General features: G+C 62.3%; 19 protein-coding genes and 1 tRNA gene. 3 read left to right on the top strand and 17 right to left on the bottom strand.

Annotation, left to right across the window (positions count from 1 at the left end):
• Positions 1–152: 152 nt before the first annotated feature.
• Entirely contained in the window at positions 153–2,168 is a 2,016-nt protein-coding gene (gene uvrB, locus HU764_RS18485) for an excinuclease ABC subunit UvrB (RefSeq protein ID WP_027596093.1), read from the bottom strand.
• A 287-nt stretch (positions 2,169–2,455) separates the two neighbouring features.
• On the opposite strand from uvrB, the gene HU764_RS18490 reads away from it, so the two are divergent.
• Both HU764_RS18490 and HU764_RS18495 read left to right on the top strand, forming a co-directional pair.
• Entirely contained in the window at positions 2,456–3,652 is a 1,197-nt protein-coding gene (locus HU764_RS18490) for an amino acid aminotransferase (protein WP_027596092.1), read from the top strand.
• Positions 3,653–3,725: 73 nt separating this feature from the next.
• Positions 3,726–3,801, top strand: a tRNA-Asn gene (locus tag HU764_RS18495).
• 156 nt (positions 3,802–3,957) lie between these two features.
• On the opposite strand, the gene HU764_RS18500 is transcribed toward HU764_RS18495, so the two are convergent.
• From HU764_RS18500 to HU764_RS18515, 4 genes are all read right to left on the bottom strand, one after another.
• A complete protein-coding gene (locus tag HU764_RS18500; protein ID WP_186682012.1) occupies positions 3,958–4,518 on the bottom strand; it encodes a DUF1285 domain-containing protein in 561 nt (186 codons plus the stop codon).
• 10 nt (positions 4,519–4,528) lie between these two features.
• The gene (locus HU764_RS18505) at positions 4,529–5,134 is read right to left on the bottom strand and encodes a DUF4823 domain-containing protein (protein ID WP_027596090.1); all 606 of its coding nucleotides are present in this window, start codon (positions 5,132–5,134) and stop codon (positions 4,529–4,531) included.
• Between the two features lie 66 nt (positions 5,135–5,200).
• Positions 5,201–6,169, bottom strand: a complete 969-nt coding sequence (locus HU764_RS18510; protein ID WP_186682010.1) for a GTP 3',8-cyclase MoaA — start codon at positions 6,167–6,169, stop codon at positions 5,201–5,203.
• A gap of 96 nt (positions 6,170–6,265) precedes the next feature.
• A complete protein-coding gene (locus tag HU764_RS18515) occupies positions 6,266–6,901 on the bottom strand; it encodes a TetR/AcrR family transcriptional regulator (protein WP_027596088.1) in 636 nt (211 codons plus the stop codon).
• Positions 6,902–6,973: 72 nt separating this feature from the next.
• Between HU764_RS18515 and HU764_RS18520 the strand changes: the two genes are divergently transcribed.
• Positions 6,974–8,107: an aminotransferase class V-fold PLP-dependent enzyme gene (locus HU764_RS18520; RefSeq protein WP_186682008.1), complete on the top strand. Its 1,134-nt coding sequence runs from the start codon at positions 6,974–6,976 to the stop codon at positions 8,105–8,107.
• Between the two features lie 222 nt (positions 8,108–8,329).
• Here HU764_RS18520 and HU764_RS18525 read toward each other — a convergent pair whose 3' ends face one another.
• The 12 genes from HU764_RS18525 to HU764_RS18580 form a co-directional block, all read right to left on the bottom strand.
• Positions 8,330–9,115, bottom strand: coding sequence for a TatD family hydrolase (locus HU764_RS18525; protein WP_186703649.1), 786 nt, complete (start codon positions 9,113–9,115; stop codon positions 8,330–8,332).
• A gap of 29 nt (positions 9,116–9,144) precedes the next feature.
• Positions 9,145–10,131: a DNA polymerase III subunit delta' gene (locus HU764_RS18530; protein ID WP_099453311.1), complete on the bottom strand. Its 987-nt coding sequence runs from the start codon at positions 10,129–10,131 to the stop codon at positions 9,145–9,147.
• Positions 10,124–10,756 carry a dTMP kinase gene (gene tmk / locus HU764_RS18535; protein WP_099430108.1) on the bottom strand — a complete coding sequence of 211 codons (633 nt, stop codon included), beginning with the start codon at positions 10,754–10,756 and terminating at the stop codon, positions 10,124–10,126. The genes HU764_RS18530 and tmk overlap by 8 nt, the downstream gene beginning before the upstream one ends.
• A gap of 9 nt (positions 10,757–10,765) precedes the next feature.
• A complete protein-coding gene (gene mltG, locus HU764_RS18540; RefSeq protein WP_186682002.1) occupies positions 10,766–11,968 on the bottom strand; it encodes an endolytic transglycosylase MltG in 1,203 nt (400 codons plus the stop codon).
• A gap of 4 nt (positions 11,969–11,972) precedes the next feature.
• A complete protein-coding gene (gene pabC, locus HU764_RS18545) occupies positions 11,973–12,788 on the bottom strand; it encodes an aminodeoxychorismate lyase (protein WP_186682000.1) in 816 nt (271 codons plus the stop codon).
• Positions 12,788–14,032, bottom strand: a complete 1,245-nt coding sequence (fabF, locus tag HU764_RS18550; RefSeq protein WP_027596081.1) for a beta-ketoacyl-ACP synthase II — start codon at positions 14,030–14,032, stop codon at positions 12,788–12,790. Before fabF ends, pabC begins: the two co-directional genes overlap by 1 nt.
• A 188-nt stretch (positions 14,033–14,220) precedes the next feature.
• Positions 14,221–14,457, bottom strand: a complete 237-nt coding sequence (gene acpP / locus HU764_RS18555; RefSeq protein ID WP_008096410.1) for an acyl carrier protein — start codon at positions 14,455–14,457, stop codon at positions 14,221–14,223.
• Between the two features lie 204 nt (positions 14,458–14,661).
• A complete protein-coding gene (gene fabG / locus HU764_RS18560; protein WP_027596080.1) occupies positions 14,662–15,402 on the bottom strand; it encodes a 3-oxoacyl-ACP reductase FabG in 741 nt (246 codons plus the stop codon).
• A 15-nt stretch (positions 15,403–15,417) separates the two neighbouring features.
• Positions 15,418–16,356 carry an ACP S-malonyltransferase gene (fabD, locus tag HU764_RS18565; RefSeq protein ID WP_027596079.1) on the bottom strand — a complete coding sequence of 313 codons (939 nt, stop codon included), beginning with the start codon at positions 16,354–16,356 and terminating at the stop codon, positions 15,418–15,420.
• Positions 16,357–16,482: 126 nt separating this feature from the next.
• On the bottom strand, positions 16,483–17,493 hold the full coding sequence (gene plsX / locus HU764_RS18570; protein WP_081717536.1) for a phosphate acyltransferase PlsX: 1,011 nt from the start codon (positions 17,491–17,493) through the stop codon (positions 16,483–16,485).
• A gap of 3 nt (positions 17,494–17,496) precedes the next feature.
• Complete coding sequence (gene rpmF, locus HU764_RS18575; protein ID WP_003247154.1) at positions 17,497–17,679, bottom strand: 50S ribosomal protein L32; 183 nt, start codon at positions 17,677–17,679, stop codon at positions 17,497–17,499.
• Positions 17,680–17,692: 13 nt separating this feature from the next.
• A complete protein-coding gene (locus HU764_RS18580; protein ID WP_027596077.1) occupies positions 17,693–18,220 on the bottom strand; it encodes a YceD family protein in 528 nt (175 codons plus the stop codon).
• Positions 18,221–18,292 lie beyond the last annotated feature (72 nt).

The raw sequence follows: 18,292 nt of genomic DNA on the forward strand, positions 1-18,292 counted from the left end.
CAAGCCCGCTCCCACAAATGCCCACTGACTTTGAGAGCTGCGTTCATCCTGAGACAAGCCCGCTCCCACAGATACCTCACTTTTCACAAGGGCAGTGAGGTACCTGTGGGAGCGGGCTTGCCCCGCGAAGAGGCCTAACCGGGAGCAAAGGATCAGCTGGTGATCAGCCGCTCCCGCAACTGGGTAATCTCGTCGCGCATTTGCGCTGCCGCCTCGAACTCCAGGTCCCGGGCGAACTGCATCATCTTCTCTTCCAGCTGCTTGATACGCTTGGTGATCTCGCCCGGCGTGCGCAGCTCGGCTTCGTAGCGGGCGCTCTCCTCCGCTGCCTTGGCCATACCCTTGCGCTTCTTGCTGCGCGAGCCAGGTACGGTAGCGCCTTCCATGATGTCGGTGATGTCCTTGACCACCCCCTTGGGCACGATACCGTTGGCCAGGTTGAAGGCAATCTGCTTCTCCCGGCGCCGCTCAGTCTCGTCGATGGCCCGCTGCATGGAGCCGGTCATCTGGTCGGCGTACAGGATGGCGCGACCATTGAGGTTACGCGCGGCCCGGCCAATGGTCTGGATCAGTGACCGCTCGGAACGCAGGAAGCCTTCCTTGTCGGCATCGAGAATCGCCACCAGCGACACTTCGGGCATGTCCAGGCCCTCGCGCAGCAGGTTGATGCCGACCAGCACATCGAAGGTGCCCAAGCGCAGGTCGCGGATGATTTCCACCCGTTCGACCGTGTCGATGTCCGAGTGCAGGTAACGCACCCGCACGTCGTGGTCGGCCAGGTAATCACTAAGGTCCTCGGCCATGCGCTTGGTCAGCGTGGTCGCCAGCACCCGCTCACCCGCATCGACACGCTTGCGGATCTCCGACAGCAGGTCGTCGACCTGGGTCAACGCCGGGCGTATCTCCACTTGTGGGTCGACCAGGCCGGTAGGCCGCACCACCTGCTCGACCACGCGGCCAGCATGTTCGGCCTCGTAAGGACCGGGGGTTGCCGAAACGAAAATGGTCTGCGGGCTTACCGACTCCCATTCATCGAAGCGCATGGGCCGGTTGTCCAGCGCCGAAGGCAGGCGGAAGCCGTATTCCACCAGGGTTTCCTTGCGCGAGCGGTCGCCCTTGTACATGGCGCCGACCTGGGGGACGCTGACGTGCGACTCGTCGATCACCAGCAGCGCATCGGCGGGCAGGTAGTCGTAAAGGGTGGGTGGCGGCGCGCCGGAGGGGCGCCCGGACAGATAGCGCGAGTAGTTTTCGATACCGTTGCAGTAACCCAGCTCCAGGATCATCTCCAGGTCGAAACGGGTGCGCTGCTCCAGCCGCTGCGCCTCCACCAGTTTGTTGCCCTTATGCAGGTATTCGAGCCGGTCCTTGAGCTCTTCCTTGATGCCTTCGACGGCGTCGAGCAGCGTCTCACGCGGGGTCACGTAGTGGCTCTTGGGGTAGAACGTGAAGCGCGGCAGCTTGCGGAAGACCTCGCCAGTGAGCGGGTCGAAAGCAGCGATGTTCTCCACTTCATCATCGAACAGCTCGATGCGGATGGCTTCAAGGTCGGATTCGGCCGGGAACACGTCGATTACGTCGCCGCGCACGCGGAAGGTGGCGCGAGCGAAATCCATCTCGTTGCGGGTGTACTGCAAGTCAGCCAGGCGGCGCAGCAAGGCGCGCTGGTCGAGTTTGTCGCCGCGGTCCACGTGCAGGACCATCTTCAGGTAGGTCTCGGGGCTGCCCAGGCCATAGATGCACGACACGGTGGTGACGATGATCGCGTCGCGCCGCTCCAGCAAGGCCTTGGTCGCCGACAGGCGCATCTGCTCGATGTGGTCGTTGATTGACGCATCTTTCTCGATGAAGGTATCGGACGAGGGCACATAGGCTTCGGGCTGGTAGTAGTCGTAGTAGGAAACGAAATACTCGACCGCGTTGTTCGGGAAGAACGCCTTGAACTCGCCATACAGCTGCGCCGCCAGGGTCTTGTTCGGCGCCAGCACCAGGGTCGGTCGCTGCACCTGCTGAATGACGTTGGCGATGCTGAAGGTTTTGCCCGAGCCGGTCACGCCGAGCAACGTCTGGTGCGAAAGCCCCGCCTCGATGCCTTCGACCATCTGGCGAATGGCTTCGGGCTGATCGCCGGCCGGCTGGAAACGGGTGACGAGCTGGAACTCGGACATGAGGGACCTCGCGGTGTCGCAGCAACTGTAAATTTAGCCAGTAGTCTATACCCAAATGCGTTCGCTCGGAGCCGGTTTCAAGCCCCAGCTGTGAACGCTTATTGCTGTGGACACGGCAATAAGACCAATGGTCAAAAAATATTTGCGTAAATGGCCGGAAAAGCTGCGCCAGAGTGTCGCAGTGACCGGTCGGTATCACTATACTGACTCCCCGTTTGTGCACCGCTTCAGTGCATTCGGCTGGAGCGTGTACGTCCTATCACTCTCCAATCAGAGCCAAGGTAACAATGAGCCTGTTTTCCGCTGTCGAGCTGGCACCCCGCGACCCTATTCTGGGCCTCAACGAAGCATTCAACGCCGATCCACGTACCGACAAGGTCAACCTGGGCGTGGGCGTCTACTGCAATGAGGAAGGCCGCATTCCGCTGCTGCGCGCCGTGATCGAAGCCGAGACCCAGCGTGCTGCCCAGCATGCCTCGCGCGGCTACTTGCCGATCGACGGTATCGCGACTTACGACCAGGCCGTGCAAAAACTGCTGTTCGGCGCCGAGTCGCCGCTGCTGGCCGCTGGCCGTGTCGTCACCGTGCAAGCCGTTGGCGGCACCGGTGCGCTGAAGATTGGCGCCGACTTCCTCAAGCGCCTGTCGCCCAATGCCGTGGTTGCCATCAGCGACCCAAGCTGGGAAAACCACCGCGCCCTGTTCGAGACCGCAGGCTTCCCGGTACAGAACTACCGCTATTACGACGCACCGAGCAACGACGTCAACCGCGCCGGCATGCTCGAAGACCTGAACAGCCTGCCGTCCGGCTCGATCGTCGTCCTGCACGCCTGCTGCCACAACCCGACCGGCGTTGACCTCACCCTGGACGACTGGAAAAACGTCCTGGAAGTGGTCAAGGCCAAGGGCCACGTGCCATTCCTCGACATGGCCTACCAGGGCTTTGGTGACGGCATCGCTGAAGACGCCTTCGCCGTGCGCCTGTTCGCCGAGTCGGGCCTGGACTTCTTTGTTTCCAGCTCGTTCTCCAAGTCGTTCTCGCTGTATGGCGAGCGTGTCGGCGCCCTGTCGATCGTGACCGGCTCCAAGGACGAAAGCACCCGCGTGCTGTCCCAGGTCAAGCGCGTGATCCGCACCACCTACTCCAACCCGCCGACCCATGGCGCGACCATCGTCGCCACCGTGCTCAACAACGATGAGCTGCGTCAGATGTGGGAAGCGGAGCTGGGCGAAATGCGCCAGCGCATCCACGGCATGCGCAAGCAGATGGTCGAGCTGCTGGCCACCTACGGTGCTCAGCGCGACTTCAGCTTCGTTGGCCGCCAAGTGGGCATGTTCTCCTACTCCGGCCTGACCGTCGAGCAAGTGGCACGCCTGAAGAACGAGTTCGGCATCTACGCGCTGGACACCGGCCGCATCGCGGTCGCTGCACTGAATCAAAGCAACATCCACGTGGTCACCAAGGCTATCGTCGAAGTGCTGTAACTGCTTGATTCGGTTCTGATTTACCAGGGGGAAGCTTGACTTCCCTTTGGTGATCAGTAAGATATGCGCAGATTCCGCGATAGCTCAGTCGGTAGAGCAAATGACTGTTAATCATTGGGTCCCTGGTTCGAGTCCAGGTCGCGGAGCCAAACACTGAAAAGCCCCCGGGTGCGCAAGCAACCGGGGGCTTTTTCGTTGTACGGTTGGAATGCTGCAGCGCCTGGCAGACCGAGCGCCGGGCGGGCGGCGCTCGGTCTGATTGACACCGCCATACTCAAGGCATGCGCATGCCAGCCACACAGGTCTCAGCCGGTACGCCCGATCGGATAGAACTCACCCCGGCTCCATACCCCCAGCCACTCTTCACCCTCGATAATGCGCGGCACCGCCAGCTCGACCAGTTGGTAGAACACATTGCGATGAATCAGCGCCTCAAGGTTGCTGCGCATCAGCACGTAGGGAGATGGCTCTTGCGTGACAGGATCGAGCTCGACCCGCAATGGGTTATCCGGCCCCGCCTCGACCTGGTCGTCGACATTGCTGGTGAAGCGCAATATTTGTTGCTCGCCCTCGCCCTGCACCTCCAGAGTAACCGCGACAAAGGGCGCATCGTCGACACGGATGCCGACCTTCTCCACCGGGGTTATCAGGAAGTAGTCATCGCCGTCGCGGCGGATGATCGTGGAAAACAACCGCACCATCGGCTTGCGCCCGATCGGCGTGCCCAGGTAATACCAGGTACCGTCGCGGGCGATGCGCATGTCGATGTCGCCGCAGAAGTCCGGGTTCCACAGGTGCACGGGCGGCAAACCCTTTGCCTTGGGGATTTGCGCCAGAAGGTCATTGGCCTTGCCGGAGTCGCTCATCACGCTTGCCTCATTCGCTCATGCCCAGAAGGCTCCGAGCGTACTCGCGCATCGGCGCGGCAAGCAAATCTTCCGGCGTATTGTCGTGGAACGTCAACAAACCGCCACGGCTTTTGATGCGTGCGGTGTCAATCAAGTAGCGGGTATTGGTTTCAATCAGCATCATCTGCACCACCCCAGTGTCCCAGCCGAGACGGTCGACAGCCTGTTCGTCATACCATTCGTCGCCGTTGCCGATGCGGTCGTCGGTACGTGCAAAACGGGTGTACAGCACGTAGTCCGCGCCCACCGAGCGCGCCTGGGCGATCGCGTCCTCCAAGCCGAGCGGGCCTTGGGCACGGCGTACCAGGGGGAAATACTCGACGAAGCTCTTGAAGGCCTGGTCGGCCACCACGTTCTGGTGCGGTACTGGCCCTTTACCGGGCGGCACGAAGGCACCCTGGCCAATGAAGATGAACGAGTCGGGCTGCAGGCGGATCGACAGTGTCCTGCGGGTATCGCTGTGGTCGAGCAGACCGGCGTCGCTCATGTGGTAACGGACGCCTTCGCCCATATCGCTGACATTCATGCAGCCGCCCAACGCCATCAGCGCCAGCAGCAAGACCAGGCTACGCATCTTTCCTCCAGTGGCCGGCGACGAAAAACCGGCGAATAGCCGGCGGATGCAGCTTTTGCGCCAGACTCAGCCGCCGATTACCTTCATCACCGTAACACCCCCGGAAAACGCCACATCCTGCTTGTCTGCCAGGGCTTTGACCAGCAGCCGCTGCAAGGCAGGGAGCGCTTGATGACGCGGCTTTTCCAGCAGATCGCCGACAAAGTGGCGGTTGCTCGACGACAGGCAGCCATGCAGCCAACCCGTCGATGACAAACGTAGCCGCGAGCAACCGCGGCAAAACGGCACGCTCTCGTTGGCAATTACGCCGAAATGGCCTTTACCCGGGATCTGGTAACGCAGGGCCGTAGCATCCACCGGCACGTCGACCTGCTCGAAGGCATGCTCGGTACCAATCAGCCCGAGCACCTGGTCGAGGCCCACGAATTGCTGCAAAAATGCGTTGCGATCACTGGCCAAGTGGCCCATGCGCATGAGCTCGATGAAGCGCAGCTCGAAACCCCGCTCGAGGCAGTAATCCAGCAGCGGCAACACCTGGTCGAGGTTTTGCCCACGCATCGGCACCATGTTCACTTTGATGCGCATGCCCTGCTCGCTGGCGCGCTGCATGCCTGCCAGCACACTGGCCAGGTCGCCACCACGGGCGATGCGGCGAAACGCTAGCGGGTCGAGGGTATCGAGGGACACATTCAAACGGCGGATGCCGGCGGCATGAAGCGCTGGCAGCTTGCGCGCGAGCAACTGGCCATTGGTGGTCAGCGAGATATCGTCGAGGGGGAGTTTGGCAATGGCAGCCAGAAAGCCATCCAGCCGGGGGCTGACCAGCGGCTCGCCACCAGTAATGCGTAAACGCTCGATACCCGCGGCCTCGATGAGGTAAGCAACGCCCCGCGCCAGGGCTTGCGCCGACAGCTCGTCCTGCGCCGCCACCAGGCGTTTGCCATTGGGCACGCAGTAAGTGCACGCGTAGTTACAGGCAGCCGTCAGGCTGACACGCAGGTTGCGAAAACGCCTGCCTTGACGATCGACGATCATGGATGACTCCAGCATGGATGAAGCGGGGCTGGCAAAACCTGACTCATAAATCAGGTTTTTGCAAGTACCTTGTTCATGCTGGAGCCACCGGACCGGTCAGTGGGTGGGTTCCGGGTCGCGTTTGCGCTTGTTGCCCATGCGTACGCCGATGTCCATGAGGAACTGGAAGAAACCTTCCTGATCTTCAAGCACATTGCTCCAGAACGGCGAGTGGTACAGCGCCACGGCGCCATGCACCAACGCCCAGGCCGCGCAGTAGTGGAAGTACGGCGGTACGTCTTCGAGCTTGCCTTCGCTGATACGGCCCTTGATCAACTGGGTGAGGCGATCGAAGTTGGAGGCGCGGATGCTGTGCAACTGCTCGACCATCTCCGGCACCTGATTACCCTTGACCACCTTTTCTTCCAGGCGGTCGAACAGGCGATAGCGCTGCGGGTCGCGCATGCGGAACTCGAAGTAGGCGCGCGACAGGGCTTCCTTGTCACGGTCGACGTCGGCCGAGTGCAACAGCTCGTTCAAATCACGCTCGTAGTCGAGCATCAGGCGCAGGTAGATCTCCGCCTTGGACTTGAAGTGCTTGTAGATCGTGCCTTTGCCGATACCTACCGCGTCAGCGATCATCTCGACGGTGACACTGTCTTCACCCTGTTCGAGAAACAGCTTGAGCGCGGTATCGAGGATTTCCTGTTCGCGACGGCGAAACTCACGGACCTTACGAGGTTCTTTCTGCATAGGAAGGACTGGATGACAATCGAAGCGGTTTATTATGCCTAACTTGCGGGAAATTGCACGGATCATCCAACCATGTCTATGTTTCACGATGAGTTCGACCATGCCCCCGGGCTGCGCTACCTGAACCACGCCGCCATCGCCCCCTGGCCACGGCGGGCTGCCGAGGCAGTGGCCCGCTTCGCCCGCGACAACGTTTGCCTAGGTGCCAGCGAGTACCCATCCTGGCTGGCCACCGAGCGACGTCTGCGCGCGCGGCTGGCGCGGCTTATCCATGCGCCCTCGCCTGGCGATATCGCCTTGGTGAAGAACACCTCCGAAGGGCTGTCGCTGGTCGCCTTTGGGCTGGACTGGGCAGCGGGCGACCAGGTGGTGATCAGCGACGAAGAGTTCCCCTCCAACCGCGTGGTGTGGGAGGCGTTGGCCGACCGTGGCGTGCAGGTGATCGAAGCCAGCCTGGCCGGCCCAGACCCCGAAGCCACCTTGCTGACGGCCTGCGGCCCACGCACCCGGCTATTGGCGGTCAGTGCGGTGCAGTTCGGCAGTGGCCTGCGCCTGGACCTGGCGCGCCTGGGTGAGGGTTGCCGGGCGCGTAATGTACTGTTCTGCGTCGATGCCATTCAGCAGGTAGGCGCCCTGCCCTTCGACGTGCAACGCTTTCAGTGTGATTTTGCCGTGGCCGATGGCCATAAGTGGATGCTCGGCCCTGAGGGGCTGGGGATGTTCTATTGCCGCGCCGCGCTACGCCCGCAACTTGAACTCAATGCCTATGGCTGGCACATGCTGGAACACTTGGGCGACTTCGACCAACGCCAATGGCAGCCCGCTCACAGCGCGCGGCGTTTCGAGTGTGGCAGCCCGAACATGCTCGGCGCCCACGCGCTGGAGGCAAGCCTGTCGCTCCTGGAGGAGGTCGGTATCAGCACGGTCGCGCAGCAATTGCAACAGCGCGTGGCTCAGTTGTATGAAGGCTTGGCATCAGTGCCCGGTGTTGTGCTGCACACCCCGGCTGACCCAGACAGACGAGCGGGCATCGTCACATTCAGTATCAAAGGGCAGGCCAGCGTGGACATCTACAAGGCCTTGATGGCCCAGCGCACAATTTGCGCTTTGCGCGGCGGCAGTGTGCGATTTTCACCGCATTTCTATACCGGTGAGCAACTGATCGACGAAACTGTTCAGCAGGTGCGGCGCCTGGCCATGCACTGAGAGTGCAATGGAACGCGGGCGTATTCCAAATCTGTTTAAAAAACGACCAACAGCCACTGGCACTGCGCCAAACCTGACCAATACTTGAAGTGTTGGCGCGGCGCATCCCCCCCAAGTGGCGCGCCGATAAAGGTGCTCAGGGACCGCGTACCTTTGTTTTACTCCTAATGGTCTTAACCCGGATTCCCTCCCCCAGAACCCGGGTTTTTTTTGCCTGTCGCGCTACCCGGCCACGCGAGCCAGCGGGAACAACCGCTTGAAGTTGGCGGTGGTCTGCTCCGCCAACTGCTCATAGCTGGCCCCTCGCAACGAGGCGACGTATTCGGCCACCTCACGCACATACTGCGGCAGGTTAGGCTTGCCCCGGTGCGGTATCGGTGCCAGGTATGGCGAATCGGTCTCCACCAGCAGGCGGTCGACAGGCACTTGGCGCGCCACCTCACGCAAGGCATCGGCATTGCGGAAGGTGACGATGCCCGACAACGAGATGTAATAGCCCAGGTCCAGCGCCGCCTTGGCCATGTCCCAGTCTTCGGTGAAGCAGTGCAGCACACCGGCTTGGGGCAGGTTCGCCTCGCGCAGCAGCGCCAGGGTGTCGGCCCGCGCAGCACGGGTATGCACGATCACCGGCTTGCCGGTCTGGCACGAGGCCTCCAGGTGCAGGCGAAACGATGCCTGCTGCAACTCGGCGGCTTCCGGCTCGTAGTGGTAGTCCAGGCCGGTTTCACCGATCGCCACCACATGCGGATGCGCCAACTCACGCAATAGCCACTCCAACGCCGGGGTTTCGCCCGGTGCCAGGTCGAGCGGGTGCACCCCCACCGAACAATCGACATCGGCGTACTGCTCACTCAGCGCTTTGACCGCACCAGCGTTCTCGGCGCTGACGCCAATGCACAGGAAGTGCCTCACCCCGCGCTCACGCGCGGCTTGCAGGGCGGCATCGAGGGAGCCCTGGTGGGCGCTCAGGTCAAGACGGTCAAGGTGGCAATGGGAATCTACGAGCATGGGATAACGGCACACATGAAAAGGGAAAGTCAGCGGGCGCCTGGCAACTGCTGCCAGTGCGCCAGCAGCGCTTCGAGCAGCAGGGCGCGGTTCAGGTTAGCCTTGCCCAGCACCTTCTGGCGCTGTTCCAGGATCCACGCCTGCACCTGAAGCACGTTGGCCTGGCGGCTTTTTTGCGCCAGGTACTGCACAACCTTGCGCATATCGGCCAAGCCTAACCCTTCTTCGTCCTGGGTCAACTGATAGCGCAGGATCAGGTGCGACCAGTCGCAGAACCAGTCGAACAACAGCAACAACGGTACGCCATTCCAAGCCTCTGCCAACTGACTGGGCGATTGCTGCTGCTTGAGCAGTTTCTTCACCCCGTCGGTGACCAGCGCACGCTGCTCGCGCACGCCCTGCGCCTGCAAGCTCACCGCCATCAATGGCGAACCAGCGGCCAGGGTCAACAACTCATCGCGCTCGGCTTCATCGCTGTCGGCCAGCGCATGGGCCAGCCAGGCTTGGCTCTGGGCCAGGCTGGGCTGCGGGCAAGCGACCTGCTGGCAACGGCTCTTGATGGTCGGCAACAGGCGGCTGGGCTGGTGCGTGACCAACAGCAGAACGGTGTCGCCAGAGGGCTCTTCAAGGCTTTTGAGCAGGGCGTTGGAAGCGTTGATGTTCATTGCCTCGACCGGCTCGATCAACACGACTTTGCGCCCACCCAACTGCGCAGTCTGCACCACGAAAGCCACCAACTCACGCACCTGGTCGACCTTGATCGGCTTGTCGGCCTCTTCGGGCTCCAGTACGTAGTTGTCGGGGTGGCTACCGGCCTTGAGCAGCAGGCAGGACTTGCAGCTACCACAGGCATCCAGGCCCTGCGGCTGCTGACACAGCAGGCGCGCCATCAACCGCTCGGCCAGGGCCCGCTTGCCAATGCCCTGCGGCCCATGCAGCAGGTAGGCGTGGGCGTGCTGGCTGCGACCGGCCAACTGCTGCCAGATGGCCTGCTGCCAGGGGTAGGCTTCAGCCACGGCAACGCTCCAGAATCCCGGGCAGCAGCGCATCGATGGCGCGCTGCACGGCCTCCAGCGGTTGCGCGGCGTCCAGCAGGCTGTAGCGCTGCGGCTCACGATGGGCACGCTGCAGGTAGGCTTGGCGCACAGCCTCGAAGAACGCCTGGCCTTCCTGCTCGAAACGGTCCAGGCGGCCACGCGCAGCGGCGCGGGCGAGGCCGACTTCTACGGGCAGGTCGAATACGAGTGTCAGGTCAGGGCGCAGGTCCCCCTGGACGAATTGCTCCAAGGTGGCGATACGCTCGACGGATAACCCGCGACCACCACCCTGATAGGCGTAGGTGGCATCGGTAAACCGGTCACATAACACCACGGCGCCGCGGGCCAGCGCAGGACGGATCACCTGCGCCAGGTGCTGGGCGCGTGCAGCGAACACCAGCAACAGCTCGGTATCGGCCGCCATGGTTTCATCGCTGGGTGCCAGCAACAGTTCACGCACCTTCTCGGCCAGCGGCGTACCGCCCGGCTCGCGGGTCAGCAACACATCCAAGCCTTGCTCGCGCAGGCGCGCCGCCAGGTATTCACGGTTGGTACTTTTGCCCGCGCCTTCGGGGCCTTCCAGAGTAATAAACAAGCCGCTCACAGGCAGTCCTTAATGTTGTTCGTCGGGCGTCGGCGCAGTGGCCGGTGCATCGACGGGGGCAGGGTCGCTGGCCGGGGCGGTTTCCTGCACGGGCGCCTCATCGGGCTCAGGCTGCGCAGTCGGCTGGTCCGCTGCGGGCGTCTCGGGCTCCACGGCCTCCCCCGCACCCGGCTGGGCCTGCGGAGCCGGGCTGGAGCGGTAATCCGCCCGCCGCTTGAGCTGGAACTCGCGCACCGCCGAGTTGTGATCGTCCAGGTCGTCGGAGAACACGTGACTGCCATCGCCGCGAGCGACGAAATACAAGCTGGTGCCATCGGACGGATTGAGCGCAGCGTGAATCGCCTCGCGGCCGACCATGGCGATGGGCGTCGGCGGCAGGCCGGTAATGGTGTAGGTGTTATAGGGCGTTGGCTCACGCAGGTCGGCGCGGGTGATTTTGCCGTTGTAGCGCTCGCCCATGCCATAGATCACTGTTGGGTCGGTCTGCAGCATCATGCCCAGGCGCAAGCGCCGCACGAACACGCCGGCAATCTGCCCACGCTCTTGCGGGATGCCGGTTTCCTTCTCCACCAACGAGGCCATGATCAGCGCCTGGTAGGGGTCGCGATAAGGCAGGTCAGTGGTGCGCTCCGACCACTCCTTGGCCAGCACTTCGTCCAGGCGCATGTAGGCTTGCTGCAACAATTCGATGTCGCTCATGCCACGCACGAAGCGGTAAGTGTCCGGGAAGAAGCGGCCTTCAGGGAACACCCCGGTGTGGCCAAGCTTGTCCATGACCTCGGCGTCGGTCAGGCCGTCCAGCGTGTGCTTGAGCTTTTCGTGCTTGGCGATCGCCGAGCGTACCTGGCGGAAGGTCCAGCCTTCGACCAGGGTCAGGTTGTACTGCACGACATCGCCGCGGCGCCACGCATCGAACAACTGCTCGACCGTCATGCCCGGGGTCAGGCGGTACTCACCGGTGTGCAGGGGCGTACCGGCCATGTTGAAGCGCCAGTAAAGCCGCAGCCAAAAGGCGTCATCGAGCAACCCCTCGTTCTGCATGCGGTAGAACATGCGGTTGGGGTTGGTGCCATTGGGCACATCGAGCAGGCGCTCCTGCGTCACGTGCAAGGGCTGCTCCAGGACCGAGTTGACCTTCCAGGCTGACCAACCGAATGCCAGGCCAGCCAGGATCAACCCCATTTCCAGCAGCAGCAGGAATTTGCGTCTCACGAATTCAGGTATCCAGTAACGTACGGGCAACGGCCTGCAGTTTACGGGTGAGTGGGCCTGGCGACCAGTTCAGCGCGGCAATTCCCCGCACAGGCCAGACCCCATAGACACTGTTGCAAACGAATACTTCATCCGCCTGCTGCAGTTCATCGAATGCCAGGTCACGAACCTGGACGGGAATGGCCAGCGCCTGGGCCTGCTGCAACAACGCGGCACGCATTACTCCCGCGACGCCGCATCGGCTGAGGTCTGCGGTCAGTAGCACGCCGTCACGCACCAGGAAAAGATTGCTATACACCCCTTCGACCACCCTGCCCCGCCCATCTCGCATGAGGCCTTCGGCATGCTCGCTGTCCTGCCATTCGGCACGCGCCAGCACCTGCTCCAGGCGATTGAGGTGTTTGAGCCCGGCCAGCAGCGGTTGTTCCCCAAGCCGGGTCTGGCACGGGAACAAACGCACGCCACGCTCGGCATGCTCGACAGGATAGCTGGGCAGTGGGCTGCCCTGAAGGATGCGCCGTGCCGCGGCACCGGCAACCGGGGCATAGCCGCGCTGGCTGTCGCCACGGGTCAGGATGAGTTTGGCGACGCCATCACCGAGCTGGCTGGCGTAACGCAGAAGCTCGTCTTCAACCAACACCAGGTCAACGTCGATTGCCAGGCGCTGGCAACCCAGCGCCAAGCGTGCGAGGTGACCCGCCAGCAAACTGGGCCGGCCACCGCGCACGGCGATGGTCTCGAACAGACCATCGCCGTATGCCAGGCCGCGGTTTTGCAAGTTGACTGCATCCGCCGGCTGGCCGTCGACCCAGCTGTGCATCAACCGGCGAACCGGCGGAACACCAGCGAGCCGTTGGTGCCACCAAAGCCGAACGAGTTGGACAGCACCACATCGATCGGCATGCTGCGCGCCTGGTGTGGCACGAAGTCCAGGTCACACCCTTCGTCCGGCTCGTCCAGGTTGATGGTCGGCGGCGCCATCTGGCTGTTGATCGCCAGCACGCTGAAGATCGCTTCCACCGCGCCAGCAGCACCCAGCAGGTGGCCAGTCATCGACTTGGTCGAGCTGACCGCGAGCTTGTAGGCATGCTCACCGAACACACGCTTGATCGCCGCCACTTCGGCGATATCGCCGGCCGGGGTCGAAGTGCCGTGGGCGTTGATGTAGCTGACCTCTTCAGGCTGGATACCCGCATCGCGCAGGGCATTGGCCATGCAACGGGCAGCGCCTTCGCCGGTATCGGGTGGCGAGGTCATGTGGTAAGCGTCGCCGCTCATGCCGAAACCAACCAGCTCGGCATAAATGGTCGCGCCACGGGCCTTGGCGTGCTCGAGTTCTTCCAGCACCAGGGCACCGGCACCGTCAGACAGCACGAAACCATCACGGCCTTTGTCCCAAGGACGGCTGGCACGGCTTGGCTCATCGTTGCGGGTCGACAGCGCACGCGATGCGCCGAAGCCGCCCATGCCCAGGCCGCAGGCGGCCATTTCGGCGCCACCGGCGATCATCACGTCAGCTTCGCCGTAGGCGATGTTGCGCGCCGCCATGCCGATGCAGTGGGTGCCCGTGGTGCAGGCGGTGGCAATGGCGTAGTTCGGGCCCTGCAACCCCAAGTGGATAGACAGGAAACCGGAGATCATGTTGATGATCGAACCCGGCACGAAGAACGGCGAAATACGCCGCGGGCCCTGCTCGTGCAGGGTCCGGCTGGTTTCTTCGATGTTGGTCAGGCCACCAATACCCGAACCCATGGCCACGCCAATGCGTTCACGGTTGCTGTCGTTGACCTCCAGGCCCGCATTACGCACGGCCTGGAACCCGGCCGCCAGGCCGTACTGGATGAACAGGTCAAGTTTGCGGGCCTCTTTGGCCGACAGGTACTGTTCGACCTCAAAGCCTTTCACCGAGCCGCCGAAACGGGTGGAGTAGGCAGACAGATCCGTATGTTCGATCGGACCGATGCCACTGCGGCCAGCCAGAATGCCCTGCCAGGTGCTCGGTACATCGGTACCCAGTGGCGACAGCATACCCATACCGGTGACCACGACGCGTCTACGCGACACAGTACTCTCCTTTTCTAATAACAGAGTCTCTTGGCATTGCATTCATGCGATGGAATGGAATGACAACAGGCTCTCGGTGCGCGGTGAACGATACCCTTGAGCTGAAGGCAGGGGGCTCGCAAAGAAAAAACCGCACGCCAGCAAAGGCAGTGCGGTTTTTCCCGACAAGAAGCGTCGACTACTGCGTCTTAGGCCTTGTGGCTGTTGACGTAGTCGATAGCGGCTTGAACGGTAGTGATCTTCTCGGCTTCTTCGTCAGGAATCTCGGTCTCGAATTCCTCTTCCAGAGCCATCACCAGCTCAACGGTGTCAAGCGAATCGGCACCCAGGTCATCGACGAAGGACTTCTCGTTGGTCACTTCCTCTTCCTTGACGCCCAGTTGCTCGGCGACGATTTTCTTGACGCGTTCTTCGATGGTGCTCATACCTAGTTTTCACTCCTAATGGACATATGTCAGGCAGCTGGCCGGTGACCAATTTTATAGAAAGACGTTCGCTTTTCAAGCTAAACGCACCTTCGGATTAGTCACCGCACCCGCTGCCTGGAATCTGGTTGCAGCTTTATAACGGATTTTAGGCTCGCAGTATGACTCTTTTTTTACGAAATCCGTCACATTGAGTTGCAGTTGTTACATGTACATCCCGCCGTTGACCGGCACCGTAGCGCCGGTCACATAGGCTGCGCCGTCGGAGGCCAGGAAGGAAACCACCTTGGCGATTTCCTCGGCCTGGCCCAGGCGGCCCAGCGGAATCTGGGTCTGCAGGGCTTCGCGCTGCGCTTCTGGCAGCTCGCGAGTCATGTCGGTGTCGATGAAGCCCGGGGTCACCGAGTTGACGGTGATACCACGCGAGCCCACTTCACGCGCCAGGGCGCGGCTGAAGCCTTCGAGGCCGGCCTTGGCCGCCGCGTAGTTGGCCTGGCCGGCGTTGCCCATGGCACCGACAACCGAGCCGATGCTGATGATACGACCCCAACGCGCCTTGGTCATGCCGCGCAGCACGCCCTTGGACAGACGGTAGAGGCTGTTCAGGTTGGTGTCGATCACATCGAACCACTCGTCGTCCTTCATGCGCAGCATGAGGTTGTCGCGGGTGATGCCGGCGTTGTTGACCAGGATGGTCGGCGCACCGAACTGTGCGCTGATGGCACCCAGCACCGCTTCCACGGACTCGGCGCTGGTCACATTCAGCTCCATGCCGGTGCCGGCGATGCCGTGCTCTTTGAGGGTGGCGGCAATGCGCTCGGCGCCGGAAGCCGACGTGGCGGTGCCGATCACGGTCGCGCCCTGGCGGCCCAGTTCGAGGGCAATGGCCTGGCCGATGCCACGGCTAGCGCCGGTGACCAGTGCAACTTTACCTTGCAGGCTCATGCAAGCTTCTCCAATTCAGGCCAGCGCCGCACGGGTGGCGGCGACGGCGTCAGGGGTATTGAGGTTGTAGGTGGTGACACCGTCGGCGCAACGCTTGTTGAGGCCGGCGAGGACTTTGCCCGGGCCGCACTCGACCAGGTTGACCGCGCCATTGGCGGCCAGGGTCTGCACGCACTCGACCCAGCGCACGGGCTGGTAAAGCTGTGCCAGCAGGTCATGCTTGAGCGCATCGAGGTCGGCGGCGATAGCGGCGGTGACGTTCTGCACCACCGGGATCTGCGGGGCCTTCCATTCGATGGCGTTGACCGATTCGGCAAAACGCTCGGCAGCCGGCTTCATCAAGGCGCAGTGCGACGGCACGCTGACCGCCAGCGGCAGGGCGCGCTTGGCACCGGCCTCTTTGCACAGCGCCATGGCACGGTCCACGGCAGCCGTGTTACCCGCGATCACGACCTGGCCTGGCGAGTTGAAGTTCACCGCGCTGACCACTTCATCTTCGGCGGCCTTGGCACAGATATCGACCACTACGGCGTCGTCCAGGCCGAGAATCGCGGCCATGGCGCCGTGACCGGCAGGCACGGCCTCCTGCATCAGTTCGCCACGGCGCTTGACCAGCTTCACTGCATCTTTGAGCGACAGGCTGCCAGCGGCAACCAAGGCGCTGTATTCACCCAAGCTGTGGCCGGAAACGAACGCCGGCTGCGCGCCGCCCTCTTCCAACCACAGGCGCCACAGGGCGATCGAGGCAGTGAGGATGGCCGGCTGGGTCTTGTCGGTTTGGTTGAGTTGTTCTTCCGGGCCTTCCTGGACCAGCTTCCACAGGTCATAGCCCAGAGCCTCGGAGGCCTCCTTGAAGGTCTCAACGATCACCGGCTTTTCGGCGCCCAATTCCTTGAGCATGCCGAGCGACTGGGAACCTTGACCGGGAAAGACGAATGCGAGGGATGCAGACATTGAACAAGCCCTTATGATCTTGTCGTCGGATAGGGTGCGCCGGGCATCAGCCTGACGCGGAATCTGAAAACTTGGATGGAGACGCGGACCAAGCGGTCACATTTAAGCACTTCATCGGCGAATTGCCTAAGGCAACAGGTCTTCAAGGCGGCCATGCAGCCGCTGCGGCAAGTTTTCCTGAATCTCGATCAGCGCCCGCTGAATCGCACTCTGAAAGCCCTGCACACCTGCCGAACCGTGACTCTTGATGACGATCCCCTGCAAACCCAGGAAACTCGCACCGTTGTGCCGCGCCGGCGCCAGGTCAGCCTGCAGGCGCTTGAGCAGTGGCATGGCCAGCGCGCCGGCAGCGCGCGACAACACGCCACCCTTGAACAGCGTCTCGATGCGCGCAGCGATCATCGTCGCCAGGCCCTCGCTGGATTTGAGCAGGATGTTGCCGACAAAACCGTCACACACCACCACGTCAGCCTCGCCGCGGTACAGGCCATCGCCTTCGACGAAGCCCACATAGTTAAGCCCACGGGCGTTCTGCAGCAAGGTGGCCGCCAGCTTGACCTGCTGGTTGCCCTTGATGTCCTCGGTGCCGATATTCAACAGCGCCACGCGCGGCCGATGCACACCCAGCGCCTGGGCGGCCACCGAGCCCATCACGGCGAACTGGAAGAGGTTCTCGGCACTGCAATCGACATTGGCACCCAGGTCGAGCAACTGGCAGTACCCCGCCTGAGTCGGGATCGCCGCCACCATGGCCGGCCGATCGATACCCGGCAGGGTTTTGAGCACGAAACGCGACAACGCCATCAGCGCCCCGGTGTTGCCGGCACTCACGCAGGCCTGGGCCTTGCCGTCACGCACCAGTTCGAGCGCAATGCGCATCGACGAATCCGGTTTGCCACGCAACGCCTGGGATGGCCGCTCGTCCATGCCAATCACCTCGCTGGCCGCGACAATCTGCAGGCGCGCGCGATCCGCCGCCGCAAGGCCGCTGACAAGATCTTCAAGGAGGGAGGGTTGACCGACGAGGGTCAGGTGCAGCGAGGGAGTAGCCGAAAGGCAGGCAATGCTAGCCTGGACAATGCTGCGGGGACCGAAGTCCCCGCCCATTGCGTCGATCGCGATGATCTGAGCGGACAAGGATTACTCGTCAGCGCCCTTGTCGACCACTTTGCGACCACGGTATACGCCTTCTGGCGATACGTGGTGGCGCAGGTGAACTTCACCGGTGGTTTTCTCTACCGACAGCGCGTTTTCCGACAGAGCGTCGTGCGAACGGCGCATGTCACGGGCAGAGCGGGATTTTTTGTTCTGCTGAACAGCCATAATTGATTAACTCCTAAACGTTTGGGTCACGCTTTAACTGCGCCAAAACACTGAACGGGTTGGACCGCGATACCTCGTCCTTGCTCGAATCGGGCTCGTCTGCGCCCGCCGGCTGCTGGCATTCTTCCGGATGATGAGCAGGCACGATTGGCAAGGCGAGCAGAAGCTCCTCCTCGACCAGCGCCTGCAGATCCAATGGATCTTCGCCCAGTTCCAGCACGTCATAGCCTTTCGGCAACGACTGGGTATTCGCACCCTCCTTCACCACGGCGTAAGTACATTCGCTGTGGATCGGCAGGGTGACCAGCTCAAGACAACGCTGGCAAACCATCTTGACCTCGACGTCGAGCTCGCTGTGGATAACCACCACGTGCTGTTCATCTCGTTCAAAATTTAACTTCGCCTGCACCGTACCGACATTGTCGGAAAGCGGGTCGCAGAGTCTTTCCAAATCAGCGAGTTGCAGCGAACCGTTAAGGGTTACGCCACGATCGGCTAATTTGCGCGGGTCAACGTGAGGTGGAATCGGGTCATTCAACATAGGCGCAGCATTCTAGGGATGCCCCCCGCACCTGTCAAAGGAAATTAGGCGGCATGTTGCATGTTAGAATTT

Source organism: Pseudomonas kermanshahensis (assembly GCF_014269205.2).
Taxonomy (GTDB): Bacteria; Pseudomonadota; Gammaproteobacteria; order Pseudomonadales; family Pseudomonadaceae; genus Aquipseudomonas; species Aquipseudomonas kermanshahensis.

Excerpts from the sequence above, each read along its gene's own strand:
- rpmF (WP_003247154.1), bottom strand. The coding sequence starts at position 17,679 with ATGGCTGTTCAGCAGAACAAAAAATCCCGCTCTGCCCGTGACATGCGC.
- HU764_RS18525 (WP_186703649.1), bottom strand. The coding sequence starts at position 9,115 with ATGCTCGTAGATTCCCATTGCCACCTTGACCGTCTTGACCTGAGCGCC.
- HU764_RS18515 (WP_027596088.1), bottom strand. The coding sequence starts at position 6,901 with ATGCAGAAAGAACCTCGTAAGGTCCGTGAGTTTCGCCGTCGCGAACAG.
- fabD (WP_027596079.1), bottom strand. The coding sequence starts at position 16,356 with ATGTCTGCATCCCTCGCATTCGTCTTTCCCGGTCAAGGTTCCCAGTCG.
- HU764_RS18500 (WP_186682012.1), bottom strand. The coding sequence starts at position 4,518 with ATGAGCGACTCCGGCAAGGCCAATGACCTTCTGGCGCAAATCCCCAAG.
- acpP (WP_008096410.1), bottom strand. The coding sequence starts at position 14,457 with ATGAGCACCATCGAAGAACGCGTCAAGAAAATCGTCGCCGAGCAACTG.
- HU764_RS18580 (WP_027596077.1), bottom strand. The coding sequence starts at position 18,220 with ATGTTGAATGACCCGATTCCACCTCACGTTGACCCGCGCAAATTAGCC.
- fabG (WP_027596080.1), bottom strand. The coding sequence starts at position 15,402 with ATGAGCCTGCAAGGTAAAGTTGCACTGGTCACCGGCGCTAGCCGTGGC.
- HU764_RS18520 (WP_186682008.1), top strand. The coding sequence starts at position 6,974 with ATGTCTATGTTTCACGATGAGTTCGACCATGCCCCCGGGCTGCGCTAC.
- uvrB (WP_027596093.1), bottom strand. The coding sequence starts at position 2,168 with ATGTCCGAGTTCCAGCTCGTCACCCGTTTCCAGCCGGCCGGCGATCAG.
- HU764_RS18490 (WP_027596092.1), top strand. The coding sequence starts at position 2,456 with ATGAGCCTGTTTTCCGCTGTCGAGCTGGCACCCCGCGACCCTATTCTG.
- HU764_RS18510 (WP_186682010.1), bottom strand. The coding sequence starts at position 6,169 with ATGATCGTCGATCGTCAAGGCAGGCGTTTTCGCAACCTGCGTGTCAGC.
- pabC (WP_186682000.1), bottom strand. The coding sequence starts at position 12,788 with ATGCACAGCTGGGTCGACGGCCAGCCGGCGGATGCAGTCAACTTGCAA.
- HU764_RS18505 (WP_027596090.1), bottom strand. The coding sequence starts at position 5,134 with ATGCGTAGCCTGGTCTTGCTGCTGGCGCTGATGGCGTTGGGCGGCTGC.